Genomic DNA, 21206 nt, shown 5'->3' with positions numbered 1-21206 from the left:
AGTTATTTATTGTATTTAATTATGCTAATTTTGCATTTTCAACTAATAAATCTATTGTTTTTCTCATCTTGATTTGATTTTTTATATCTTCTAAATCTTCTGCTCTTAATGCTTTCTTTAATTCATCTAACTTCATATTGTACATAGTAGCCATTGATTCTAATTCAGTGTTAAGTTCTTCTTCAGTAGCTCCTATTTCTTCTTTATCACAGATAGCTTCTAATACTAATGATGATTTAACAACCTTTTGAGCTTCGTCTTTTCTTTCTTCTTTCATCTCATCAATAGTTCTACCTGTCATTGATAAAAGCTGATCTAAACCAAATCCTTGAGCTTGTAGTTGATAGTGTAACTCGTTCAACATATTGTCTATTTGAGTTTTTACCATAACTTCAGGAACATCTACTTCTGTACCTTCAGCAACTTTTTCTACAACTTTGCTTCTTAATTCGTTTTCAGCTCCAACTTTTGCTTCTTCTTCTAATTTTATTCTAGTGTCTTTTTTAAGTTCGTCTAAAGTATCAAATTCACTAACATCTTTAGCAAACTCGTCATCTAGAGTAGATAATTCTTTAACTTTTACATCTTTTATAGAAACTTTGAATACTACTGGCTTACCAGCTAAATCTTCAGCATGGTACTCTTCTGGGAATGTAACATTTACATCTACATCATCTCCAGCTTTTTTACCAACTAATTGCTCTTCAAATCCTGGTATAAATGAGTTTGATCCTATAACAAGGTTGTGGTTTTCACCTTTTCCACCTTCAAAAGCAACCTCATTGTCAAATCCTTCAAAATCTATTACAGCTGTATCTCCATCTTCAATAGCTTTTTCTGGAACACTTACCATTCTAGCATTGTTTTCTAACATTTGATTTAACTTAGCATCTATATCTTCATCTTTTACAGTATCATCAACTTTTTCTACTTCTATACCTTTATATATACCCAATTCAAACTCAGGTTTAACTTCAACGTTAAGAACCATTACTATTCCGTTATCTTCGCTTATTTCTTCAACATCTAGGTCTGGATTATCTATTGGATCTAAATCTAATTCTTTTACTGCTTCTGGATAAACTTCTGGGAATAGTATTTCTATAGCGTCGTTATAGAAAAGCCCCTTTCCAAATTGAGTTTCTAAAACTACTCTTGGAGCTTTACCCTTTCTAAATCCTGGTATATTGTAATTTTTTCTAGTTTTTTTGTAAGCTTTTTCAACTGACAAATCAAAACTTTTTCTATCTACTGTTATTTTAAAATTAACCTTATTTCCTTCTTTTTTAATTAGTTCTGCTTTCATTATTTTACTCCTCCTAATAATCTTTATGCAATTCCCCATATTGGTATTATAATTCATTCGTTCAATAATGCAACCTCTTAATTATATCACATAAGTTTTTTTATTTACAAGTAAACCATCATATGAATTTAACAATTATATTCAGCTTACAGTCTCACTTCTTTTACATCTACTTTTTCGCCATTTATTCCCATTATCACAATACTTGGATAACTAACTTGTCTAGGAATAGAAGCACTTCCAGGGTTCAAAAAAAGTATACCATCTTCTTGATCTCGATACGGTGTATGTGTGTGCCCAAATACAACAATATCTATATCAAGTTCTTTAGCTTTTTTCTTAAGAGATTCTACACCGCTTTTCACATTATATTTATGACCATGACATAAAAACACCTTTTTATCTTCTATATTAAATATCAATTCTTCTTCTACATTTTCATAGTCACAATTTCCCTTTACTGCAATAATGTCTATGCCTGTAGCTTGGTTGATATATTTCGAATCTACAAAGTTGTCTCCTGCGTGAAGAATCAAACTGCAATCTTTTAGATACTCTATAGCTTTATCAATGGTATTCTTAATTCTATGAGTATCGCTTACTATTCCGACTTTCATTATTTATTAACTCTCTTTTCAAATTCAACTCTCATAAATCTTAAAGCTTGAGCTCTATGACTTATAGTATTTTTCATATCGCTAGACATTTCTGCAAATGTTTTGTTGTACTCATCTACTATAAACAAGCTGTCATATCCAAATCCATTTTCTCCAACTTCTTCAAATCCAATTCTTCCATCGCATGTACCCCTAACAGTAAATGTCTTTCCATCTGGGAATACAACAGCGATCGCAGATACAAACTTTGCGCCTCTTTTTCCTTCAGGCACATCTTTCAAGTCTTCTAGAAGTTTTTTTCTGTTGTCTTCATCTGTGGCATTTTCTCCAGCAAATCTAGCTGAGAAAATACCTGGTTTTCCACCTAAAGCGTCGACTTCAAGTCCAGAATCATCTGCTATAACTATCATTTTAGTTTCCTTCGCAATTCTTCTAGCCTTGATTAATGAATTATGTTCAAAAGTTTTCCCGTCTTCTACGATCTCTATCTTATCTAAATCTAAATCTTTTAGTGTGTATATATTATAATCTAAACCTTTTAGAATAGAGTTCATCTCTTTTAATTTATTTTTATTACTTGTCGCTACTACTATCTCTTTGCCGTACTCCATTCCGATTATTTCCTCAGTTATTTCGCCAAGAACTTCTTTTTGTATCTTTATAAGCTCTTTATTCCCAATCTCAGCGATTTCTAATAGCATATACAAATCTTTTTTAGAAAAAGGCTTATCCTCTCCTGCTCCTTGAACTTCGACAAACTCACCTCTATTTGTCATAACGATGTTCATATCGACTGAAGCTTTATAATCTTCTTCATAACATAAATCTAAAATGTACTTCTGGTCTACAACACCGACACTAACAGCTGATACAAAACTAGTTATAGGCATTTCCTTAATAATCTTTTCTTTGTACATTTTATATATAGCATCTGCCACTGCTACAAAAGCCCCAGTAATTGAAGCTGTTCTAGTTCCGCCATCTGCCTGGATCACATCACAGTCAACCCAAATAGTTCTCTCGCCTATTTTATCTAAATCTACAACAGATCTTATCGATCTACCTATAAATCTCTGAATTTCTTGAGTTCTACCATCTAGTTTTCCTCTAACTGCATCTCTTATTTTTCTTTGCTTAGTAGACATTGGAAGCATTGAGTACTCAGCATTTATCCATCCTTTTCCAGTATTTCTTAAAAAAGGTGGTACTTTATCTTCAACATATGCAGTACAAATTACTTTAGTTTCTCCCATTTCTATAAGTACTGATCCTTCTGCATACTTAGTGTAATTTCTCGTTATCTTTACAGGTCTTATATCATCAAAACTTCTTCCATCAATTCTCGCCATACTTATTCCTCTCCTAAGCTATATTGTTCTTTCATTTGTTTAGCTATACTGTTCTTGCTTTTATTCAGCTATTTTGTTCTTGTTTTTCTTTAGCTATATTTTCTTGCCTTTCTTTGATCATTATTCTCTAATTAAAAGCCTAACACTATTTGTCAAAGTTTTCTACATTATGTGAGCAATTTTTAGCTTATTTTGATAATTTTTTTTCAACTTCTTCTTTTGTGTCCAATTCAAGCAATTCATTGAAGTAATCTTCATCCACTACTTTTACATTTAATTCTTCTGCTTTTGTAAGTTTACTTCCTGCTTCTTCTCCAGCTAATACAAATGTAGTCGATTTACTTACACTCGAAGTAACCTTTCCGCCTCTTTTTTCAATTAATTCTTTTGCATCATTTCTCTTAAGGGTTGGAAGTGTACCAGTAAGTACTATCTTCATCTTATCGAATATTTTAGCTATATCGTCGGAATCATCCTTTAGCGATTCAGTATTTACTCCAGCTTCTATAAGTTTATCAATAACTTCTATATTTTTATCTTCATTAAAGAATTCTACAACACTATGTGACATAATGTCTCCAAATTCTTCTAAGTCGTTCAAATCTTCAACCTTTGCATCTATTATTTCATCTAAGTTCTTATAGTTATCAGATAGTATCTTCGCTGCCTTTGCACCTATAAATCTTATTCCCAAACCATTTATAAGTCTCCACAGATCATTTTTCTTTGATGCCTCTAAAGAATTTAAAAGATTATCAGCCGATTTTTCGCCCATTCTCTCTAAGTTTACTATATCTTCTTTCTTTAAATAATACAGGTCAGCTATGTCTTTTATAAGGTTCTCATTAAGTAAAAGAGTTACTATAGATTCACCAAGTCCATCTATATTCATTGCATCTCTAGATACGTAGTGTATGATTCCCCTTCTTATTTGAGCTGGGCAAGACATGTTTATACATTTAACTGCGGCTTCACCTTCAAGTCTTACTGTCGGTTCAGAACACGCTGGGCATTTATCTGGCATTACAAAATCCACTTCGTCTCCAGTACGATCTTCTTTAATTACTTCAAGAACCTTTGGAATTACATCGCCAGATTTTTGAACGAGTACAGTGTCATTTATCTTTATATCTTTTTCTTTTATATAGTCTTCGTTGTGAAGAGTTGCTCTACTAACTGTAGTTCCAGCAAGTCTAACCGGCTGTAAAATAGCACTCGGCGTAATAGTACCTGTTCTTCCAACTTCTACAACTATATCTTGTATTTTAGTTGTCTTCTTTTCGGCAGGGAATTTATATGAAGTTGCCCATCTAGGACTCTTTGCCGTGTTACCCATAGCTTCTCTTTCTTCGATATCATTAACTTTTATAACCATTCCATCTATCTCAAAGCCAAGTTTGTCCCTATTTTCTGACCAGTAATTAATGTGATCTATTACTTCATCTATATTTTTACATACCTTATAATTCTCTATTATTTTAAACCCTTGATCCTTTAAAAACTCTAGTGATTCACTGTGAGTTTTTATAGTGAAATCGTTTATATTTTCGAGATTAAAAGCAAATATATCTAAAGGTCTTTTTGCCGTAAGTTTTGAGTCTAATTGTCTAAGAGAGCCGGCAGCTAGATTTCTTGGATTTGCAAACAATTGTAATCCTTGATCTTCTTGCTGTTCATTTACTTTTTCAAAATCATCTTTTGATATAAATACCTCTCCCCTTATTATAAGCTCATTTTTTTCCTTTATTTTAAGTGGAATAGTTTTGACAGTCATAAGGTTTTTAGTTATATCTTCTCCAACTACACCATCACCTCTAGTTGAACCATTTTTAAATTCACCATTTTGGTATGTAAGTCCAACTGATAAACCATCTATTTTAAACTCAACAACATACTCTAAATCCTTTTCTGCTAAATCTCTAACCCTTTTATCAAAGCTTCTTATCTCTTCTTCTGAAAATACATTTGCAAGGCTTAACATAGGAGTCTTGTGAACTATTTGATTGAATTTGTCTAGAGGAGCACCTCCAACTCTATTAGAAGGAGAATCTATCTTTTTAAGTTCTGGGTTTTCTTCTTCTATCGATATTAACTCTCTCATTAACATATCATAGTCGTAGTCTGAGATTTCTGGTTGATCTTGATTGTAGTATTTTTCATTGTGATAATTAATCTCTTTAATTAAATCGTTCATTTTATTTTCTATATTCATAATTTAATTATCTCCTATTGCAATATATTTTCTATTTATTCTCTATTTTATTTTAAACTTTTATACCTTAATATCCTTTTTTTAGGTTCACAACATTTTTTAGTTGTGCTCCTTTTATAAATTTTTCTAGGTTATTGTGCACCAAATTGAATACTCTATCCGGATTTTTATCTGACCACCAAGAGTTGTGAGGTGTTGCTATTAAATTTTCAAACTCCCATAGTTTACTATCTTTATTTAAAGGCTCTTCTTCAAACACATCTAAGGCAACTCCTCTAAATTTTTCTATGCAGTTTATTAAATCATCTTGATTTATCAGATTTCCTCTACCTATGTTTATAAAAGCAGATCCTTCTTTCATAAGTTCAAACTTATCTTTATTGACAAGCCCTATTGTCTCTTTTGTTGACGGCATTGATGCTACGACAACATCGCATTCTTTAAAAACCTCGTCCATATCTGAAGTTGCAAAGCATTTATCAAAGTAATCTCTATTGCTTCCCTTCGTGTTTACACCCCATATTTCAACATCGAAAGGTTTTAATCTCTTTGCAGCTTCGGTTGCAATTGTTCCAGTTCCTAAAAATCCAACTCTAAGGCCGCTAATTTCTCTTGTTGTAAAATCTGTCTTCCACTCTTTATTTTGTTGATTTTTATAAAAGCTAATTGTGTTTTTGTATATGTCTAATATAGACTTAACTATCCACTCACCAATAGGTATGCTGTATCCACCTCTATTATTAGCGACCATTATATCTCTATTAATTATTTCTTCTTTAGGAATTTGATCTATTCCTACGCTTGTTGTCTGTATATATTTTAAGTTTTTCATTTGTTTTATATCTAGTCTCGAAAAACTGTCATAAGTTACCAAAGCATCAACTTCGTTTATTTCATCATTGTTTTCTATAATTCTCTCAGATTTATATATTACTTCATATCCTAAGTTTCTTATTGTATCTAATTTTTCTTCATCGTATTTAACTGTGAATAATACTTTCATTTGTATTCCCCCTCGTAAAATATCTAATTAAATAATCTACCAAAATTAATCATTGAATAGTAATAAATAATTTACTTGCTGAAATTTTTTAAGAAATTTATTTATAAAATTATGTAACTTCATATATTAATATTAAGTTTTAATCTATAGATTTAGTCCTCTTGATGTTCAAATTGTTTTCCAGTAGAAAGTGCAGTATTCTCCTCAATAAGGTTTGCAATTAAGTTATTCAGCGTCCAGTTTATTGATGTTTCAGTTACCATCGCTGTAAGAGGTTTCCTCATTCTCATCTTTTTAATACTATCTAAAAAACCGCTTACCCTTTGAGCAGGCATATTATTGAATATAATAGCTTTATTTAATAAGACTTTTTCGCTATTTTCTTCTATATCTCCAGACAATATATCTTTTATTATATTTTCTCCATGTTTTCCATTTACAACTATATTATCCTTTATTCCAGCAAATCTACTTACATTTTTAACTAAAGATAATTCCTTTTTGTCAAAATTAACAAGAATTACACATGACCTATTATCATTACTAAATTTATTTTTATTTGATATTTTTTCAAAACTCATATAATTCTCCCCTTTATTCAAAATTAAAAAACGTTTATATATTTTAATTTACCCTATAAATTTAAATTAATCAATTTTTATGATAAAAGATTTCATTTATTTCTCAATAAAACAAAACCAACTTTCCATTTGTAAACTATTTATATGAAAAGTTAGTTTTTAATTATTATTTATATGGAATTTTTGTAGAACATGGTACCCCTACCGTGCACTTACCGCATATATCGCAAAGTCCAAGATACGAGTACTTTTTATCGTTTTCTAAACATATATCGTAACAGTTATTTCTTACAAATTCATCAACTTTTAAGGCATCGTTAACACATCTTCTTACACATGCTTTGCACTTTCCATTCTTTTTATATAGGCAATATTCCTCATTTAGTCTATTAGAAGGCTCTAACTTTAGACTTGTAACTATACTACCAATTCTTCCACAGCAACCTTTTTCTGTAATCATCATGTTATTTAAACCAAAAGATCCAAGTCCCGCAATATAAGCAACATGTCTTTGAGACCAATCACTTATAAGTTTATCTGTGTCAAAGTTATAAGTACCTGGTATTGCGTAAGATTTATAACCACTATCTTCAAGTTCATCTTCTAAATATTGATTTAGTTCTTGCATTAATTTATTTGATTCCACATATGCTCTTGCCCATTCTTCAGAGCATTCCCTACCTTCTATATTGCTTTTATTAATTTCGTCAGTAAACGGTATAAAATATACGATAACAGTCTCTGCTTCATCCAAAAAATCTTTTGGCATTGCATGTGTACTACTTACCGCACTCTTCAGATTATAGAAAAGTGAATCGTTTGCATCAGCAAACCTTATAATTGCATCTTTCCAACGGGTGTGTACGTCTTCTCTGTTAGAAAATTCATTTATATAGCTTCTTATTAAGAATTCAACCTTTTCATTCATGAAAACTCCCTCCAAATTTAATTATCTTTTTGTGAATTTGTTAAAACTGAAACCACTAATAAATTGTAACAATATATAACTCATACACTTTATGATAAATCTATTTTTAATATAGAGCAATATATATAAAAAAGCTATATGTAGATATTCGATATGAAAGCTACATATAGCTAGATCATTTACTCAGCCCCCTTGAATAATATTTCAAATAAATAAATCTCCTCATGTTTTATTTTTTCTTATTCTTCAAGCTATTGTAATAATTTTCATTATACAAAACAGCTTCATTATTAGGCTTAAGCTTCTTTGATTTTTCATGATAGAAAATTGCCTTTTCTACGTCACCTAATCTATCATAACAAACACTTAACTGTATACTTGGTATGAAATCATAGCAATCATTTAATTTAAATCCTTGTTTTACATCATTTATATCCTTATTTAATGCTACTTTATACCAATATATAGACTGTTTATATTGAGCTCTATCAAATAGATGTTTAGCTACATCACAACATATTTCCGCTCTTGGTTCATCAAATTCAAAACTTCTAAAAAGTGAATATAAAGCTTTTTTATCCTCTTTTATTAAGTAATAGCATGTAGACATATCTTTACATGCGCTAATGCAATCTTCTATCCATCCCTCTCCTGAGTCTAAAAAATCTTCAAATCCTTTTATAGCTTCTTCATATCTATAGTTGTAGTATAATTCTCTCGAATAATAAAACTGTTCTCTTGGACCCAATTTTTTCCCGTCTTTTATCATCTTTTCAAAAATTCTAATGTTTCTTTTAGGATCTTTATGTCCTTCTTTTTTGTGGGTAATTGCTACCTCAGAATGAATTATATTTCCAGATGGTACTATTACTTCATGTATCTCTCCAACCCATCTATAATTATTTTTTCTTTTAAATATCCTCTCTCTAAAGTATGAGTGAGTAGGTTTGCCATCAGCATCAAATGCTACATTATATTTCATCATAACCATGTCAATTGTACTACTCAATGATTTTTTTAATTTAAGTAATCCTACTTTATCTTTTTGTAGAATAACATCATCAGCGTCAAGCCACATTATATAACTTTTGCTTGCCTTAGAAAATGAAAAATTACGAGCAGCTGCAAAATCTTCGATCCACTTAAATTCATAAACTTTATCTGTATATTTTCCAACAATATCTTTCGTTTTGTCAGTAGATCCAGTATCAACTATAATAATTTCATCAACAATATCTTTTACTGAATCTAAACATCTCCCTATAACGTCCTCTTCATCCTTAACAATCATACATAAACTTATATCAATCATGAAATACCCCTCTCAATGTAAATTTTTTATCTAGTTTAAAAATATTTCTGCATAAAAAACTACTAACATATTTCGACATTCTTTAATTTACTCCATGTCTAACTATGTTAGTTGATTGAATATCATTTTGAAATATAAAATAGTTCTTGAATAATTAATAATCCAAATCCACAAAATTCCTATATGTGCAATAAAGTATTAATTATCTCTGTATGTATTAAATATATTATTTAAAAATCTAATTTATTACTTTCCCCATATAAAATCCAATCATATTATTATAATTTAACTTTTTCTAAAATCTACACGATAAAATAATTATTCAAAAAAATAAAAAGCTTATTGGCGATTTATAATAATCGCCAATAGCTATATTTAAACTATTTTATATTAATAGTATTATTTACATTAAAGTTCTTATAATATAGTTATACCAGCACTCGCCTGTCCTACTAGACTATTAACTAATGTAATACCTGCAGCTGTAATAGAGAAAACCATTAATATTCTTGTTTGATTTGTTACTGGTATACTTAGTCCAGTTAAAGTTGCATTAGCTGTATCGCCAACTACAATTGGACCTACTAATGGAGATAATGCAACTGATGCTCCTGCTATTGGAGTAAAGATATCATTAGGTGTAGGTGAACTGTACAAGTGAGCAGTTACTGTAATTGTAGTTCCTGTAATTGCCAATCCAGCTGTTGCACTAAAATAAGCTGATATAGAACTTATAACTCCACCTCTAGGCATTGAGAAAGCCACGTTATTAAGACCAAGTAAATCTATAGTTGATCCTAAAACTGTAACACCTGGAACTGCGAACCCAAAAGCTATAAATGAAGGTAGACCTACTGCTCCTCCAAGTACTGAAGTTAACGTAATCGGAGTACCTGATGCAAATGGAATTATAGCTCCATTTCCAGTTGTTCCTGTTGCTCCTGTTCCTCCTGTCGCTCCTGTGTGTCCTGTTGCTCCTGTTGCTCCTGTTACTCCTGTTGCTCCTGTTACTCCTGTTAATCCTGTTGCTCCTGTGTGTCCTGTTGCTCCTGTGTCCCCAGTTGCCCCTGTTACTCCTGTTGCTCCTGTGTGTCCTGTTGCTCCTGTGTCCCCAGTTGCCCCTGTTACTCCTGTTACTCCTGTTAATCCTGTGTGTCCTGTTGCTCCTGTTGCTCCTGTCGCTCCTGTATCACCTGTTGCTCCTATTAATCCTGTTGCTCCTGTGTGTCCTGTTGCTCCTGTTGCTCCTGTTGCTCCTGTTAATCCTGTTGCTCCTGTGTGTCCTGTTGCTCCTGTGTCCCCAGTTGCCCCTGTTACTCCTGTTAATCCTGTGTGTCCTGTTGCTCCTGTTGCTCCTGTGTCTCCTGTTGCTCCTGTCCCTCCTGTCACTCCTGTTAATCCTGTTGCTCCTGTGTGTCCTGTTGCTCCTGTTGAACCTGTCGCTCCTGTATTTCCTGTTGAACCTGTCGCTCCTGTTAATCCTGTTGAGCCAGTTAAACCTGTTGGACCTGTCGCTCCTGTATCTCCTGTTACTCCTGTTACTCCTGTTACTCCTGTTGCTCCTGTATCTCCTGTATCTCCTGTTGCTCCTGTATCTCCTGTATCTCCTGTTGACCCTGTTGCTCCTGTTGCTCCTGTTGAGCCTGTCACTCCTGTATTTCCTGTTGAACCTGTCGCTCCTGTATTTCCTGTTGAACCTGTCGCTCCTGTATTTCCTGTTGAACCTGCCGCTCCTGTTACTCCTGTTGAACCTGTTGAACCTGTTGGTCCTGTCGCTCCTGTCGCTCCTGTGTCTCCTGTTGAGCCTATTGAGCCTGTTGGTCCTGTTGAACCTGTCGCTCCTGTTGGGCCTGTTGGGCCTGTTGCTCCTACTGTTGCTCCTGTTGGGCCTGTTACACCTGTTGCTCCTGTCGCCCCTGTCACCCCTGTTGGGCCTGTGCCTGTTGCTCCTGTTGAACCTGTCGCTCCTGTTAATCCTGTGTCTCCTGTTGAGCCTGTTGGACCTGTCGCTCCTGTTGCTCCTGTTACTCCTGATATAAAGTCATCTATAGTAACAATATCAGAACCAGGTCCAGTTGTTACTGTTATGTCAAGTGTAGAAGACTCAAATATTAAGTCATCCCCTAGGAATAAAGGTACACTACTACCAGTAGGACCATTTCCAATAACATGAAGTAATACTTGATCTGGATCAAATTCGCCAGTTGGGCCTGTTGGGCCTGTTATGCCTGTCCCTCCTGTTGCTCCTGTTGCTCCTGTTCCTCCTGTTCCTCCTGTTGCTCCTGTTGCTCCTGTTCCTCCTGTTGCTCCTGTTCGTCCTGTTGCTCCTGTTCCTCCTGTTGCTCCTGTTCCTCCTGTTCGTCCTGTCGCTCCTGTCGCTCCCGTCGCTCCTGTTGCTCCCGTCGCTCCACGGCGTGGGCAGCAATGTGGTGGTTTAGGTCTATGACAATCATCGCAGCAATCATCATGACAACCATCACAGTGGTCATTACAACAATCATTACAGCAATTGTTTTTGTTGAATTTTAAATTATCGTCTTCACTAAAATATTTATAGTACTTTCCCATTAATCAATCACAACTCCTAATCTTTCTTATTTGAGCCTATGCTCTCTATATATTATGTTCGTATTCAAATTCTTGTGATTAATTTCTTATTCGACTTTATTGTATATTTTTACAGAATTAACTTCCTTTTTTTTATTATATTTAAAATTTATTAAAATATAGTTTAAATTTAAATATAACAAAAAGAGGTATCCAATATTAATATCGAATACCTCTGTGTTATTTCTATATATTATTTAAATGCTTTGTATTTTTCATCCAATGGCCCAAACTCTTTATCATCAGGTGTTGATGTCGGATTACCAAATGGCATTTGAGCTATAAACTTCCAGTTACTTGGTATATCCCAAGTCTTATAAACATCTTCATTTATAAGTGGATTGTAATGTTGAAGAGATGCTCCTAGTCCTTCTATCTCTAGAGACGACCAAACTATATATTGTAACATACCGCTAGTTTGTTCAGCCCATACTGGGAAGTTATCTTTATAAAGAGAGAATCTGTTTTGAAGGTCTTCTACAATTGATTGATCTTCAAAGAATAAAACTGTACCGTATCCAGCCTTAAATGAATTGATCTTACCTTCTGTAGAGTTTTTAAATTGCTCCTCTGGTGTTACTTGACTTAATTTATCTTTAGCTATTTCCCATAATTTTTCATGGTGATCCCCAAACAGCACTACAACTCTCGAACTTTGGCTGTTAAATGCTGAAGGAACAAAATTAACTGCATCCTTTATAACTTCTTCGATTCTATCTTCACTAACTTCAATGTTTCTATCTAAACCATATATTGTACGTCTTTTCTGTAAAATTTTATAAAAATTTCTTCCCATCATAACTTACCTCCATTTTAATTTATCAATCTATTTAACAACTAGTATATATTTTTATGTTAATTTCCTTGTACTATATATATACCTATATGTTTACTTTTCAAACAGATTATAACTAAAAATTACTAATTAGTATTATATATTATTTTTTTGAAAGCAGTTAAGCGTTATATAAATTATTTATATATTACATATTATATGAATTTATTTTACAAATAATTTATATACCTACTTTAACGATTGTTCAATCCCTTATTTTACAAATAATCCAATATCCTTTTATACTCATCGATTAAATCTTCATATGAATATCTAGCTCTATTTGCTGAACTTGTAGAAGGTAGATATATAGATTCTATCCCTGAATTTGGATAACAGTGTTTTTTGTACAAATCCGTAGCCTTTTTTCCAGTTGTAAATACAGCTTCTACATGGCTATTTATTATTATATTGTTTATATCATTTGCCTTGGGATTTTTTATACTGCTATCCTCAGCACCTTTTATTTCGCAGGACTTCAAAACATCCCACAGGGCAATATGGTGCCCCTTTAAAAACATGATTTTTTCTTCATTATTATTAAATTTATCTATAGAAAATATCTCAGACATTATAGGCCAGAATCTGTTTTGAGAATGTCCATAGTAAAAGCCTACTTCTCTCGACTTTGGAGATGGCATTGTCCCTAGTATTAGAATTTTCGAATTTTCATCATACACCGGTTCAATTGTATGTGTAATTTTATCTAGCATTTGTTCTCCTTTCAAACTATCCTTATCCTCTAACTTCTCAGTGATAAGTCAATGCGTGGTAACAACGTTTAACTCCCTACCTCGCAAAAGAGATGAAAACTGTCAATAAATAATCTATCAATATTAATTTCCTTAACCCTGTAAGACACTTAGAGAACGGATTACTTTATATTTGAACTTCATCTTGTATTTAAGCTTGTACTTTATATTTAAACTTATATTTAATAGCGATATACTTCTTAATGGTAAATGTAATCATCATTCTTATAAAGTTATACACCGGGATAACCGATAGCAATAAAGGAACAGCTATCATTAGCATCCTTATACTTAATACATTTTCAAGAGAAAATATCCCTCTAAAAAATACAATTAATATGATAAACGTACTTATGAGAATTACTAACATTGTACCAATTTTTTTGTTAATTGGTTTAGAAATTCTAACTAGAGATGTAAAACATACAGCACCTGTTAACACAACACATAGAGTTGATTTCATTCCAAAACTAAGCTCAAAAAAACTTCCTAGAACCATTATAGTTAGTATATATACAACTACTGATATTCCAGATGAAAATGCAGGGATCAGTACATTCACTAAAAAACCAGCCTTTATTTGAGAGTAGTTTGGTCTTAAAGCTAAGAAAAATGAGGGTATCCCTACACCAAGTGCTGTGATTGGCATAAGTTGTATAGGATGAAATGGATACGCTGAGTTTATAAATATAAATAAAGTCGCTAGTATCGTTGAATACACAGTTTTCATTAAATACTGAGATGCAACTTGCTGTATATTATTGACAACTCTTCTACCCTCCATCACTACGCCTACCATAGAATCAAAGTTTGAGTCTAGTAAAACGAAATCAGATACTCCCTTAGCCGCATCACTACCTTCTGCCATAGCAATACTGCAATTTGCCTCTTTTAATGCTAAAATATCATTTACTCCATCCCCAGTCATTCCGACTGTATATCCTTGATCTTTAAATGCTTTTACTAACTTTTTCTTTTGCTCAGGACTAACTCGTCCGAAAACCTTATACATCTCAGTGAATTTAATTAAATCCTCATCGTCCGAAACATTACTCATATCTATATACTGTTGTGCACCATCAACACCTGCTCTACTGGCGATTTGTGATACAGTTTTTGCATTATCACCCGAAATAATTCTCACTAAAACCCCTTGATCTTTAAAGTAGCTAAGAGTGGCTTTTGCTTCAGGTCTAATTGTATCTTCCATAATCGCTATTCCTAATAATTTTAAATCTTCAGGGAGTTCATTATCACTAATATGGTTTTCTGAATGAGCAAATGCTAAAACTCTCTCACCTCTACTAGTTGATCTGTCAATTCTATCCTGTATTCCCTTTGGTATGCTTTTAAAGATATATTCAGGAGCTCCCATTACATAACTCCCTTGAGATTCAAAAGTAACTCCACTCCACTTTCTCTCAGAAGAAAACGGGACTTTAGATATAGTCGTCCAGTCATTAGGTTCTGCTAAAACTGATTTTAAAGCAAGACTAGTGGCATTGTCATCATCAAGACTGAAAACTAAAGTTGATATAGCTTTTTCAAGATCTTCATCATGTTTATCAGAAAATGAGACGATATCTAATACTTTTATTTTTCCATCAGTGATAGTACCAGTTTTATCTAGGCATAGCAGGTCAACACGAGCCAAATTTTCTATCGATCCCATTGTTTTGACTAGGACTTTTTTTCTCGTTAGGTTAATTACACCTACTGCTAAAGCAATAGAAGTAATAAGAATTAATCCCTCTGGAATCATCCCTATTACTGCCGCAGCAGTTCCCAGTATTGCCTGAGTTTTATCTACACCAGTTGCAAACTTAGACATAAAAAGAAGTATTCCTATTGGAATTATAGCAAATGTAAGCATTTTTATTATTATTTTCAGAGTTCTTATAAGCTCACTATTTATATCCTTTGATTTTTTAGCTTCCATCGCAATCTTAGAAGCATGGCTCTGTTCTCCAACATTAGTTACTTTTATATACGCTGACCCACTTATAACAAAACTTCCCGACATAACATCAGAATCTACGTATCTATAAACAGGATCCGATTCTCCTGTCAATTGCGACTCATCTACTTCAAGTCCATTTGTTTCAATAACTGTTCCGTCAACACAAAGTTGATCTCCTCTACGAACCAGTATTACATCATCTTTAACCAAATCTTGTTGGTTTATTTTTATTTCCTCACCATTTCTTACTACACTAGCTTTAGCTTGGTTCAATAAGGATAATTTATCTACGCTCTTTTTTGCCCTTATTTCTTGAATTATACCTATAAATATATTAGATACTACTACTCCTAAAAATAGCAGATTTTTATAACTTCCTGTATATATAATAAAAGCAGCTATTACTATATTTATAAGATTAAATAATGTACATATATTATCTGTAAATATTCTTTTATAGCTCCTAGTTAATGGCTTTATAGGTAGATTGCTTTCTCCACACTTAATTTTTTGTTCAACTTCAGCGCTTGTCAATCCATTGATATTTTGATTCATGTTTTACAGTCATCCCTTCTACCTAAATTACTATCTTATTATTAATATTCCAAAATATACTTTATTTATATAGTTATTATATTTTTTGTTTTTATTTATTTTAAATAATATCATAATTAGACATATACTAATCGAAAATTAAGTAAATCTTTAGTATTTTTAATAAATTTTTGTATCTTTAGATAATATCTTGGCAGATATATAAACTATATTCTAAACAATAATTTATAACAATAAAATAGAGGGAGTTCACAACGACTTTAGTCATATTGCAAATACTCCCCATATATTGTATATATTAAAATGTTTATAGCTATATAGTTTTATAGTTTTGTTGTTTATAACTATTTATCTGCTCTATTTATAGTTGAATAAAATAATTTACTATATAATCAACCCTTAAGTTGATATGTTCATTAATCAACTTACTTAGATACTACTGAGAAACGCTCTTGTATATGTTTTGCGTTTTCTGCCTCATCAATCATCGCTACAGCAAAATCTGCATAGCTTATTTCGCTTTCACCTTTGCTATTTAATGTAAGAATATCTCCTCCAACTTTGTAGCTTCCAGTGCGAACTCCATCTGCAACAAAATTTGCTGCTGGACTTAAATATGTCCATTTAACATCATTTCTAGTTTTTATTTCGTCAAATGCTTTCCCCATATTTACTGCTATTGGCATATAATCATCAGGGAAATCTGGAGTATCCATCAGTCTAGTTTTAAGTTCTTTATCTACATACAGACTTCCTGCTCCTCCTACTACTAATAGACGATTCTCTTTTCCACTAAGCACGTCTGCAAAGTGCTTTAATGATGTATAGTGAAGTGGTAGGGTCTCCTCTGTCCAAAATCCCAGTGCATCTACAATTACATCGAACTCTTTAAGGTCGCTGTAGTTTATATCTAATATATCTCTTACAATTAACCCTGCTTTATTATTTATATTTCCGTTATCTTTTCTAACTATCGCAGATGTGTCATGACCTCTCTTTATTGATTCTTCTAATAGTAAACTCCCTTGTTTACCTGTTGCTCCTATAACTGCTATCTTCATAATCTTTTCCTCCTGAAATTTAGTTTATAGTTTTATATCCTAATTTTATGTTATTATTTTATTTGCTTAATTTAAGTTTAAAAGTTTTAGTATATTTAGTAAAGTAAGCACTTCAAAGTGCTCTAGTATCTCTTTGTATACTATTATGTATTTTCAATATATTTATAATTATTTTTTTATAATATATTCAATTTTATTTGTAAATTAATGATAAAAGTATTATAATCAGTCTGTAAAACTAACTGAAATTACAAACTAGATAAACAAAAATTAATAAGGTAAATAAAAGGTAGATAAGTTACGAATATAATATATAATAAAATTTTAGGAGGTCTCGATATGGTAGAAAATAATTTACCCGCATGTCCTGTTGAGGTTACACTTCAGCTCATCGGAGATAGATGGAAGGTCATAATATTAAGAGATTTGATGGACGGTACTAAAAGATTCGGAGAACTAAAAAAATCTGTAGGCAGTATAACCCAGAAGGTACTTACTTCTAACTTAAGAGCAATGGAAGAAAGTGCGCTTTTAACTCGTAAAGTATATGCAGAAGTTCCTCCGAGAGTTGAATACACTCTTACAGAGGTAGGATACAGTCTTAAACCTATCTTAGATGTAATGTATGATTGGGGAACTACTTATAAAAACAATGCTGAAATTACAAAAAGAGCACAAGTTTAATATAGCTTGTGCTCTTTTATTTGAGTTTTTAGATTGAAATAAGGTCTGAAACGAAAAATTTACAGTTTTTAATTTCCTCAATTTTTCCTTATTTCTCTTACTTTGTACCATTAATCAACCCTGTTTCACGAATATCATCAATAATTTCCCTTATTTTTGATATTTCCCATATCTTTCAACACAGAGTTCATCTTTTTGTATTAAATATGTAAAAACAATATTCTATCTACATATTTCTATCAAATATCATTTGATTGTAATCCAAGTCTTCAAATCCAAGTCTTCTATAAAGAGCACTTGCACCTTCATTTTTACCTGTGACTTCTAAACGGAAACGTATAACTTCAGGGAATGAATCAAACATCCAGTTGAAGAATTTCTTTCCATATCCTTTTCCTCTACATTGATCTTTTAGATAAAGTTCCTCCAATATAATAGTTTTTCCACCCGCTTCACATGAATAAGTCATAGCCATATATGCAAATCCTACAACATCATCACCTTCACTTAAAACAGCGCCACATACTGAAGGCTCATCTCCAGCTGCATCCATAAATGAACGCTCAAGTATACTCATATCTACCTTGTGAAGAACTGCATCACTGTTGTAAAATTCATCTACCATATCCATAACTTCTTTTTTGTCACTTAGCTCCATTTTTCTAATCGATAACATTGCTATTCTCCCTTCCTTATGTCACTTATTTTTCAATGCTTAAATCTTCTTAACTTTTAAATACACTATATTACCTAGTTTTGGCAATATCTCATCACTTTATTCTAATTAAATTGATTATATCATTGTATTAAACTTATTAACAAATTCCTGATAAAATAGAGATTTATATTAAAATACTAATAGTTATAGGTGGTGATTATATCAATATACATTGGATTTTTTAAACCAAAAAACCAGTACTATATGTACTGGCTCAATAAAATATAGTTATAATTGCTAGTCCTACTTAATAAGAGCTTTCCCAACTGGAAGAACTACTCTCTTGTAGTGTGTATTTAAAACTGAAGCACCCGATCCATAGAAAGATAAAAGGGCTATTAATAATTCCGAGTAAGCTGCAAGACTGTGACCTAATTCTGGAGCTACTCCGAAAGTGCTCATTGAAAGTCCCAAGAAAAGAAAGTCAATTAAAACAAATATAGAAAATAGCACTTTGTGTGTTCCAGCCGCTCCATATGTCATAAATAAAGTAAATATAAGATACCCAAAATAAATAAATCCTAATTGATTTACATCAACTGCCTGCTGTAAAGTCACACCAAATACTCCGTAGTTTATTAACCAACAAGATGCAACTACTAACCAGAAAAATCCGTACGCTCCAAATGCTGTACTTCCAAATGTATTATTTAATTTCGCATCATTTATAGATGCGTATATCTGTGCTAAACCACCTAAAAATATTGCTACTGGTAAAACATAAGAAAGATCTGATGTTATACCTAATTTTTGACTTGAAGCTACTAAAGTCACCATTGCTAATCCAAAAAGCCCTATTGCTGAAGGATCGGCTACACTCACTGTCACATTCTGTGAAATTTCTGTCGAGTGAACACTCATAAAAAAATACCTCCTAAATTTATATTTTATTTTTCCCTTTATAAACATTAACATAAAAAGGTAGCTAACTCAAGAATTTTCAATCAACTCAATAGTTTTTATACATTTTTAGTATCTATAATATAATTCAACTCAAAAAAAACTAGCGATTCAGTATTTATCGCTAGGGATGTATTTATTCTGTTTACTTTTTTAATTTTGATTTTTCGTAATTAAACGGTATACTCGTACCCTCTACAACATCTTCAATTCGCCTGCCACTATTTTTTCCAAAACCTTTTCTTTATCATCACAATATACTAGATGTACCATAATTTTCCTCCAACTAAATTAATTTAACATATGTATTTTAATTATTATATCATGCCGTAAATTGACATACCTCTCATTTCATGCACTTAAAAGTAAGCTTATTGATTTCTGTCTCCTATGATTACTGATTATTAAGTTACGATAATTATATTGACTTGCTAGATATGTGTCAACAAATACATAAAAAAAGGAGATTTTTAAACGTTTAAAATCTCCTAAATAAAACTATTAATTAACCTCATTATTCAATCCGTTAATTAAGTATTTAATACATGTTCTTTGCTTCACTCGTTAATTTATGTTATTAATTTTTACTCTTTGCTTCATCCGTTAATTTATTAATCGCCTTTAAAAGGTCGCCGTAAGGTTGTGCCCCCGATATCTTGTATTTACCATTCATAACGAGAGTAGGAACAACATCTATTCCATATTTATGAACAAATTTAAAATCTTCCTCCACATCTCCTTTAACCTTATCAGAGTCGTATAAGTTTTTCCATTCGTCGAAATTCAATCCTGCTTTTTTAACACATTCATATATAACTTCATTTTCTTCAACATTTTTACTTTCAACAAAGAACGCATGTTGTAGATTATCAAACACATCCCAATAAGCAAGCTGACCACCTAAAATTCCAGCAGATTTTGCCGCGTACAATGCTGGCATTGAAATAGGAAAAGGATAATCTTGCTTTTGCATACCTTCAATATTAAAACGATGTAACTCATCTACTTGATTGGCGTGTTCCCAGTGAGGAATTATTTCCCCTTTTGCTGCCTCTCTTGATCCAAACATCAATTTAAAATCTTCTATACTGCTTAATAAAGCAAACGATCTATGGATAATCTCTATATCGGGATTCTCTTTAGCTAATTTTCTCATTTTATAAGACATTGGAAAGCAATAGCTACAAATTACATCGTGGAAAAACTCTATAGTTATTTTTTTCATTTTAAAACCACTTCCTTTTTAAAATTTTTTAATAATTTACATTTAAACTTAAAATAATTTTTAACTAAATAAATCATCTCAATCGTTTAAATATCAATTTATGAAACTATTTTACTTCATTAAATAAAACACCTATATACAGTATATGATAATAATATATCATATGATCGGTTTACTACCTTAAAGTCACTTATTTATGTTGATACCCAAACTAACTGCTATAAATACATACATATTATAAAAATTGAACCAAACTTACTATATTTCTATTTTTTTCTAGATATATATAACCCAAAACAAACGAATAATAAATATAAGGCATAAATTTAGGAGGCTTATCATGCAAAATAATTCATATGAAATAGCAAAGTTGGGAAATCCAGAGGAAAGTGCAATAAAAAAAGCTGAGAAACTAATAAAAGATGAAACAGGAAAAGATCTTGTTATTATCGCTTGGGAAAAAAACTTAACCAACAGCGTAAATGAAAACAAACATCACTAAAAATTTAAGCAATTTAAAAAAATGTGTGCCTTTTTATATTTAATAGTACAAAAAGGCATACATTTTATATTTTTTATTAGCAATAACTTGACATATAAT

The 21206-nt window shown here is 31.8% G+C and carries 18 protein-coding genes; 2 read left to right on the top strand and 16 right to left on the bottom strand.

The window, feature by feature from the left end; genetic code table 11:
• Window positions 1–19: 19 nt before the first annotated feature.
• The 13 genes from tig to J2Z43_RS06435 form a co-directional block, all read right to left on the bottom strand.
• Window positions 20–1306 carry a trigger factor gene (gene tig / locus J2Z43_RS06495; protein WP_209456445.1) on the bottom strand — a complete coding sequence of 429 codons (1287 nt, stop codon included), beginning with the start codon at window positions 1304–1306 and terminating at the stop codon, window positions 20–22.
• A gap of 146 nt (window positions 1307–1452) precedes the next feature.
• Window positions 1453–1923 (bottom strand): metallophosphoesterase, encoded by a 471-nt coding sequence (locus J2Z43_RS06490; RefSeq protein ID WP_209456444.1) that lies wholly within the window; start codon window positions 1921–1923, stop codon window positions 1453–1455.
• A complete protein-coding gene (gene rph, locus J2Z43_RS06485; protein ID WP_209456443.1) occupies window positions 1923–3272 on the bottom strand; it encodes a ribonuclease PH in 1350 nt (449 codons plus the stop codon). Before rph ends, J2Z43_RS06490 begins: the two co-directional genes overlap by 1 nt.
• Window positions 3273–3459: 187 nt before the next feature.
• A complete protein-coding gene (gene ligA / locus J2Z43_RS06480) occupies window positions 3460–5484 on the bottom strand; it encodes an NAD-dependent DNA ligase LigA (protein WP_209456442.1) in 2025 nt (674 codons plus the stop codon).
• Window positions 5485–5551: 67 nt separating this feature from the next.
• On the bottom strand, window positions 5552–6487 hold the full coding sequence (locus J2Z43_RS06475; protein ID WP_209456441.1) for a phosphoglycerate dehydrogenase: 936 nt from the start codon (window positions 6485–6487) through the stop codon (window positions 5552–5554).
• A 152-nt stretch (window positions 6488–6639) separates the two neighbouring features.
• Window positions 6640–7068, bottom strand: coding sequence for a DUF3783 domain-containing protein (locus J2Z43_RS06470; RefSeq protein WP_209456440.1), 429 nt, complete (start codon window positions 7066–7068; stop codon window positions 6640–6642).
• 166 nt (window positions 7069–7234) lie between these two features.
• Complete coding sequence (locus J2Z43_RS06465; protein WP_209456439.1) at window positions 7235–7996, bottom strand: epoxyqueuosine reductase; 762 nt, start codon at window positions 7994–7996, stop codon at window positions 7235–7237.
• Window positions 7997–8225: 229 nt separating this feature from the next.
• On the bottom strand, window positions 8226–9308 hold the full coding sequence (locus J2Z43_RS06460) for a glycosyltransferase (protein ID WP_209456438.1): 1083 nt from the start codon (window positions 9306–9308) through the stop codon (window positions 8226–8228).
• 417 nt (window positions 9309–9725) lie between these two features.
• Window positions 9726–11876, bottom strand: coding sequence for an exosporium glycoprotein BclB-related protein (locus J2Z43_RS06455; RefSeq protein ID WP_209456437.1), 2151 nt, complete (start codon window positions 11874–11876; stop codon window positions 9726–9728).
• 232 nt (window positions 11877–12108) lie between these two features.
• Complete coding sequence (locus J2Z43_RS06450; RefSeq protein WP_330617467.1) at window positions 12109–12714, bottom strand: nitroreductase family protein; 606 nt, start codon at window positions 12712–12714, stop codon at window positions 12109–12111.
• A gap of 254 nt (window positions 12715–12968) precedes the next feature.
• Window positions 12969–13463: a DNA-deoxyinosine glycosylase gene (locus J2Z43_RS06445; protein ID WP_209456436.1), complete on the bottom strand. Its 495-nt coding sequence runs from the start codon at window positions 13461–13463 to the stop codon at window positions 12969–12971.
• A 190-nt stretch (window positions 13464–13653) separates the two neighbouring features.
• Window positions 13654–16017, bottom strand: a complete 2364-nt coding sequence (locus tag J2Z43_RS06440; protein WP_209456435.1) for an HAD-IC family P-type ATPase — start codon at window positions 16015–16017, stop codon at window positions 13654–13656.
• 425 nt (window positions 16018–16442) lie between these two features.
• Complete coding sequence (locus J2Z43_RS06435) at window positions 16443–17078, bottom strand: NAD(P)-dependent oxidoreductase (RefSeq protein WP_209456434.1); 636 nt, start codon at window positions 17076–17078, stop codon at window positions 16443–16445.
• Between the two features lie 339 nt (window positions 17079–17417).
• Between J2Z43_RS06435 and J2Z43_RS06430 the strand changes: the two genes are divergently transcribed.
• Window positions 17418–17762, top strand: a complete 345-nt coding sequence (locus J2Z43_RS06430) for a winged helix-turn-helix transcriptional regulator (RefSeq protein ID WP_209456433.1) — start codon at window positions 17418–17420, stop codon at window positions 17760–17762.
• Between the two features lie 226 nt (window positions 17763–17988).
• Here J2Z43_RS06430 and J2Z43_RS06425 read toward each other — a convergent pair whose 3' ends face one another.
• The 3 genes from J2Z43_RS06425 to J2Z43_RS06415 all read right to left on the bottom strand — a co-directional run bounded on the left by J2Z43_RS06425 (window position 17989) and on the right by J2Z43_RS06415 (window position 20605).
• Window positions 17989–18438: a GNAT family N-acetyltransferase gene (locus J2Z43_RS06425; protein ID WP_209456432.1), complete on the bottom strand. Its 450-nt coding sequence runs from the start codon at window positions 18436–18438 to the stop codon at window positions 17989–17991.
• 285 nt (window positions 18439–18723) lie between these two features.
• The gene (locus J2Z43_RS06420; protein WP_209456431.1) at window positions 18724–19341 is read right to left on the bottom strand and encodes an acetate uptake transporter; all 618 of its coding nucleotides are present in this window, start codon (window positions 19339–19341) and stop codon (window positions 18724–18726) included.
• Window positions 19342–19957: 616 nt separating this feature from the next.
• Window positions 19958–20605 (bottom strand): DsbA family oxidoreductase, encoded by a 648-nt coding sequence (locus J2Z43_RS06415; RefSeq protein WP_209456430.1) that lies wholly within the window; start codon window positions 20603–20605, stop codon window positions 19958–19960.
• Between the two features lie 340 nt (window positions 20606–20945).
• On the opposite strand from J2Z43_RS06415, the gene J2Z43_RS06410 reads away from it, so the two are divergent.
• The gene (locus J2Z43_RS06410) at window positions 20946–21107 is read left to right on the top strand and encodes a hypothetical protein (protein WP_209456429.1); all 162 of its coding nucleotides are present in this window, start codon (window positions 20946–20948) and stop codon (window positions 21105–21107) included.
• Window positions 21108–21206 lie beyond the last annotated feature (99 nt).

This window comes from Metaclostridioides mangenotii (genome assembly GCF_017873185.1).
Classification (GTDB): domain Bacteria; phylum Bacillota; class Clostridia; order Peptostreptococcales; family Peptostreptococcaceae; genus Metaclostridioides; species Metaclostridioides mangenotii.
The sequence above is the reverse complement of the archived record's forward strand: the minus strand, read 5'-3'. Positions and strand labels throughout refer to the sequence as shown.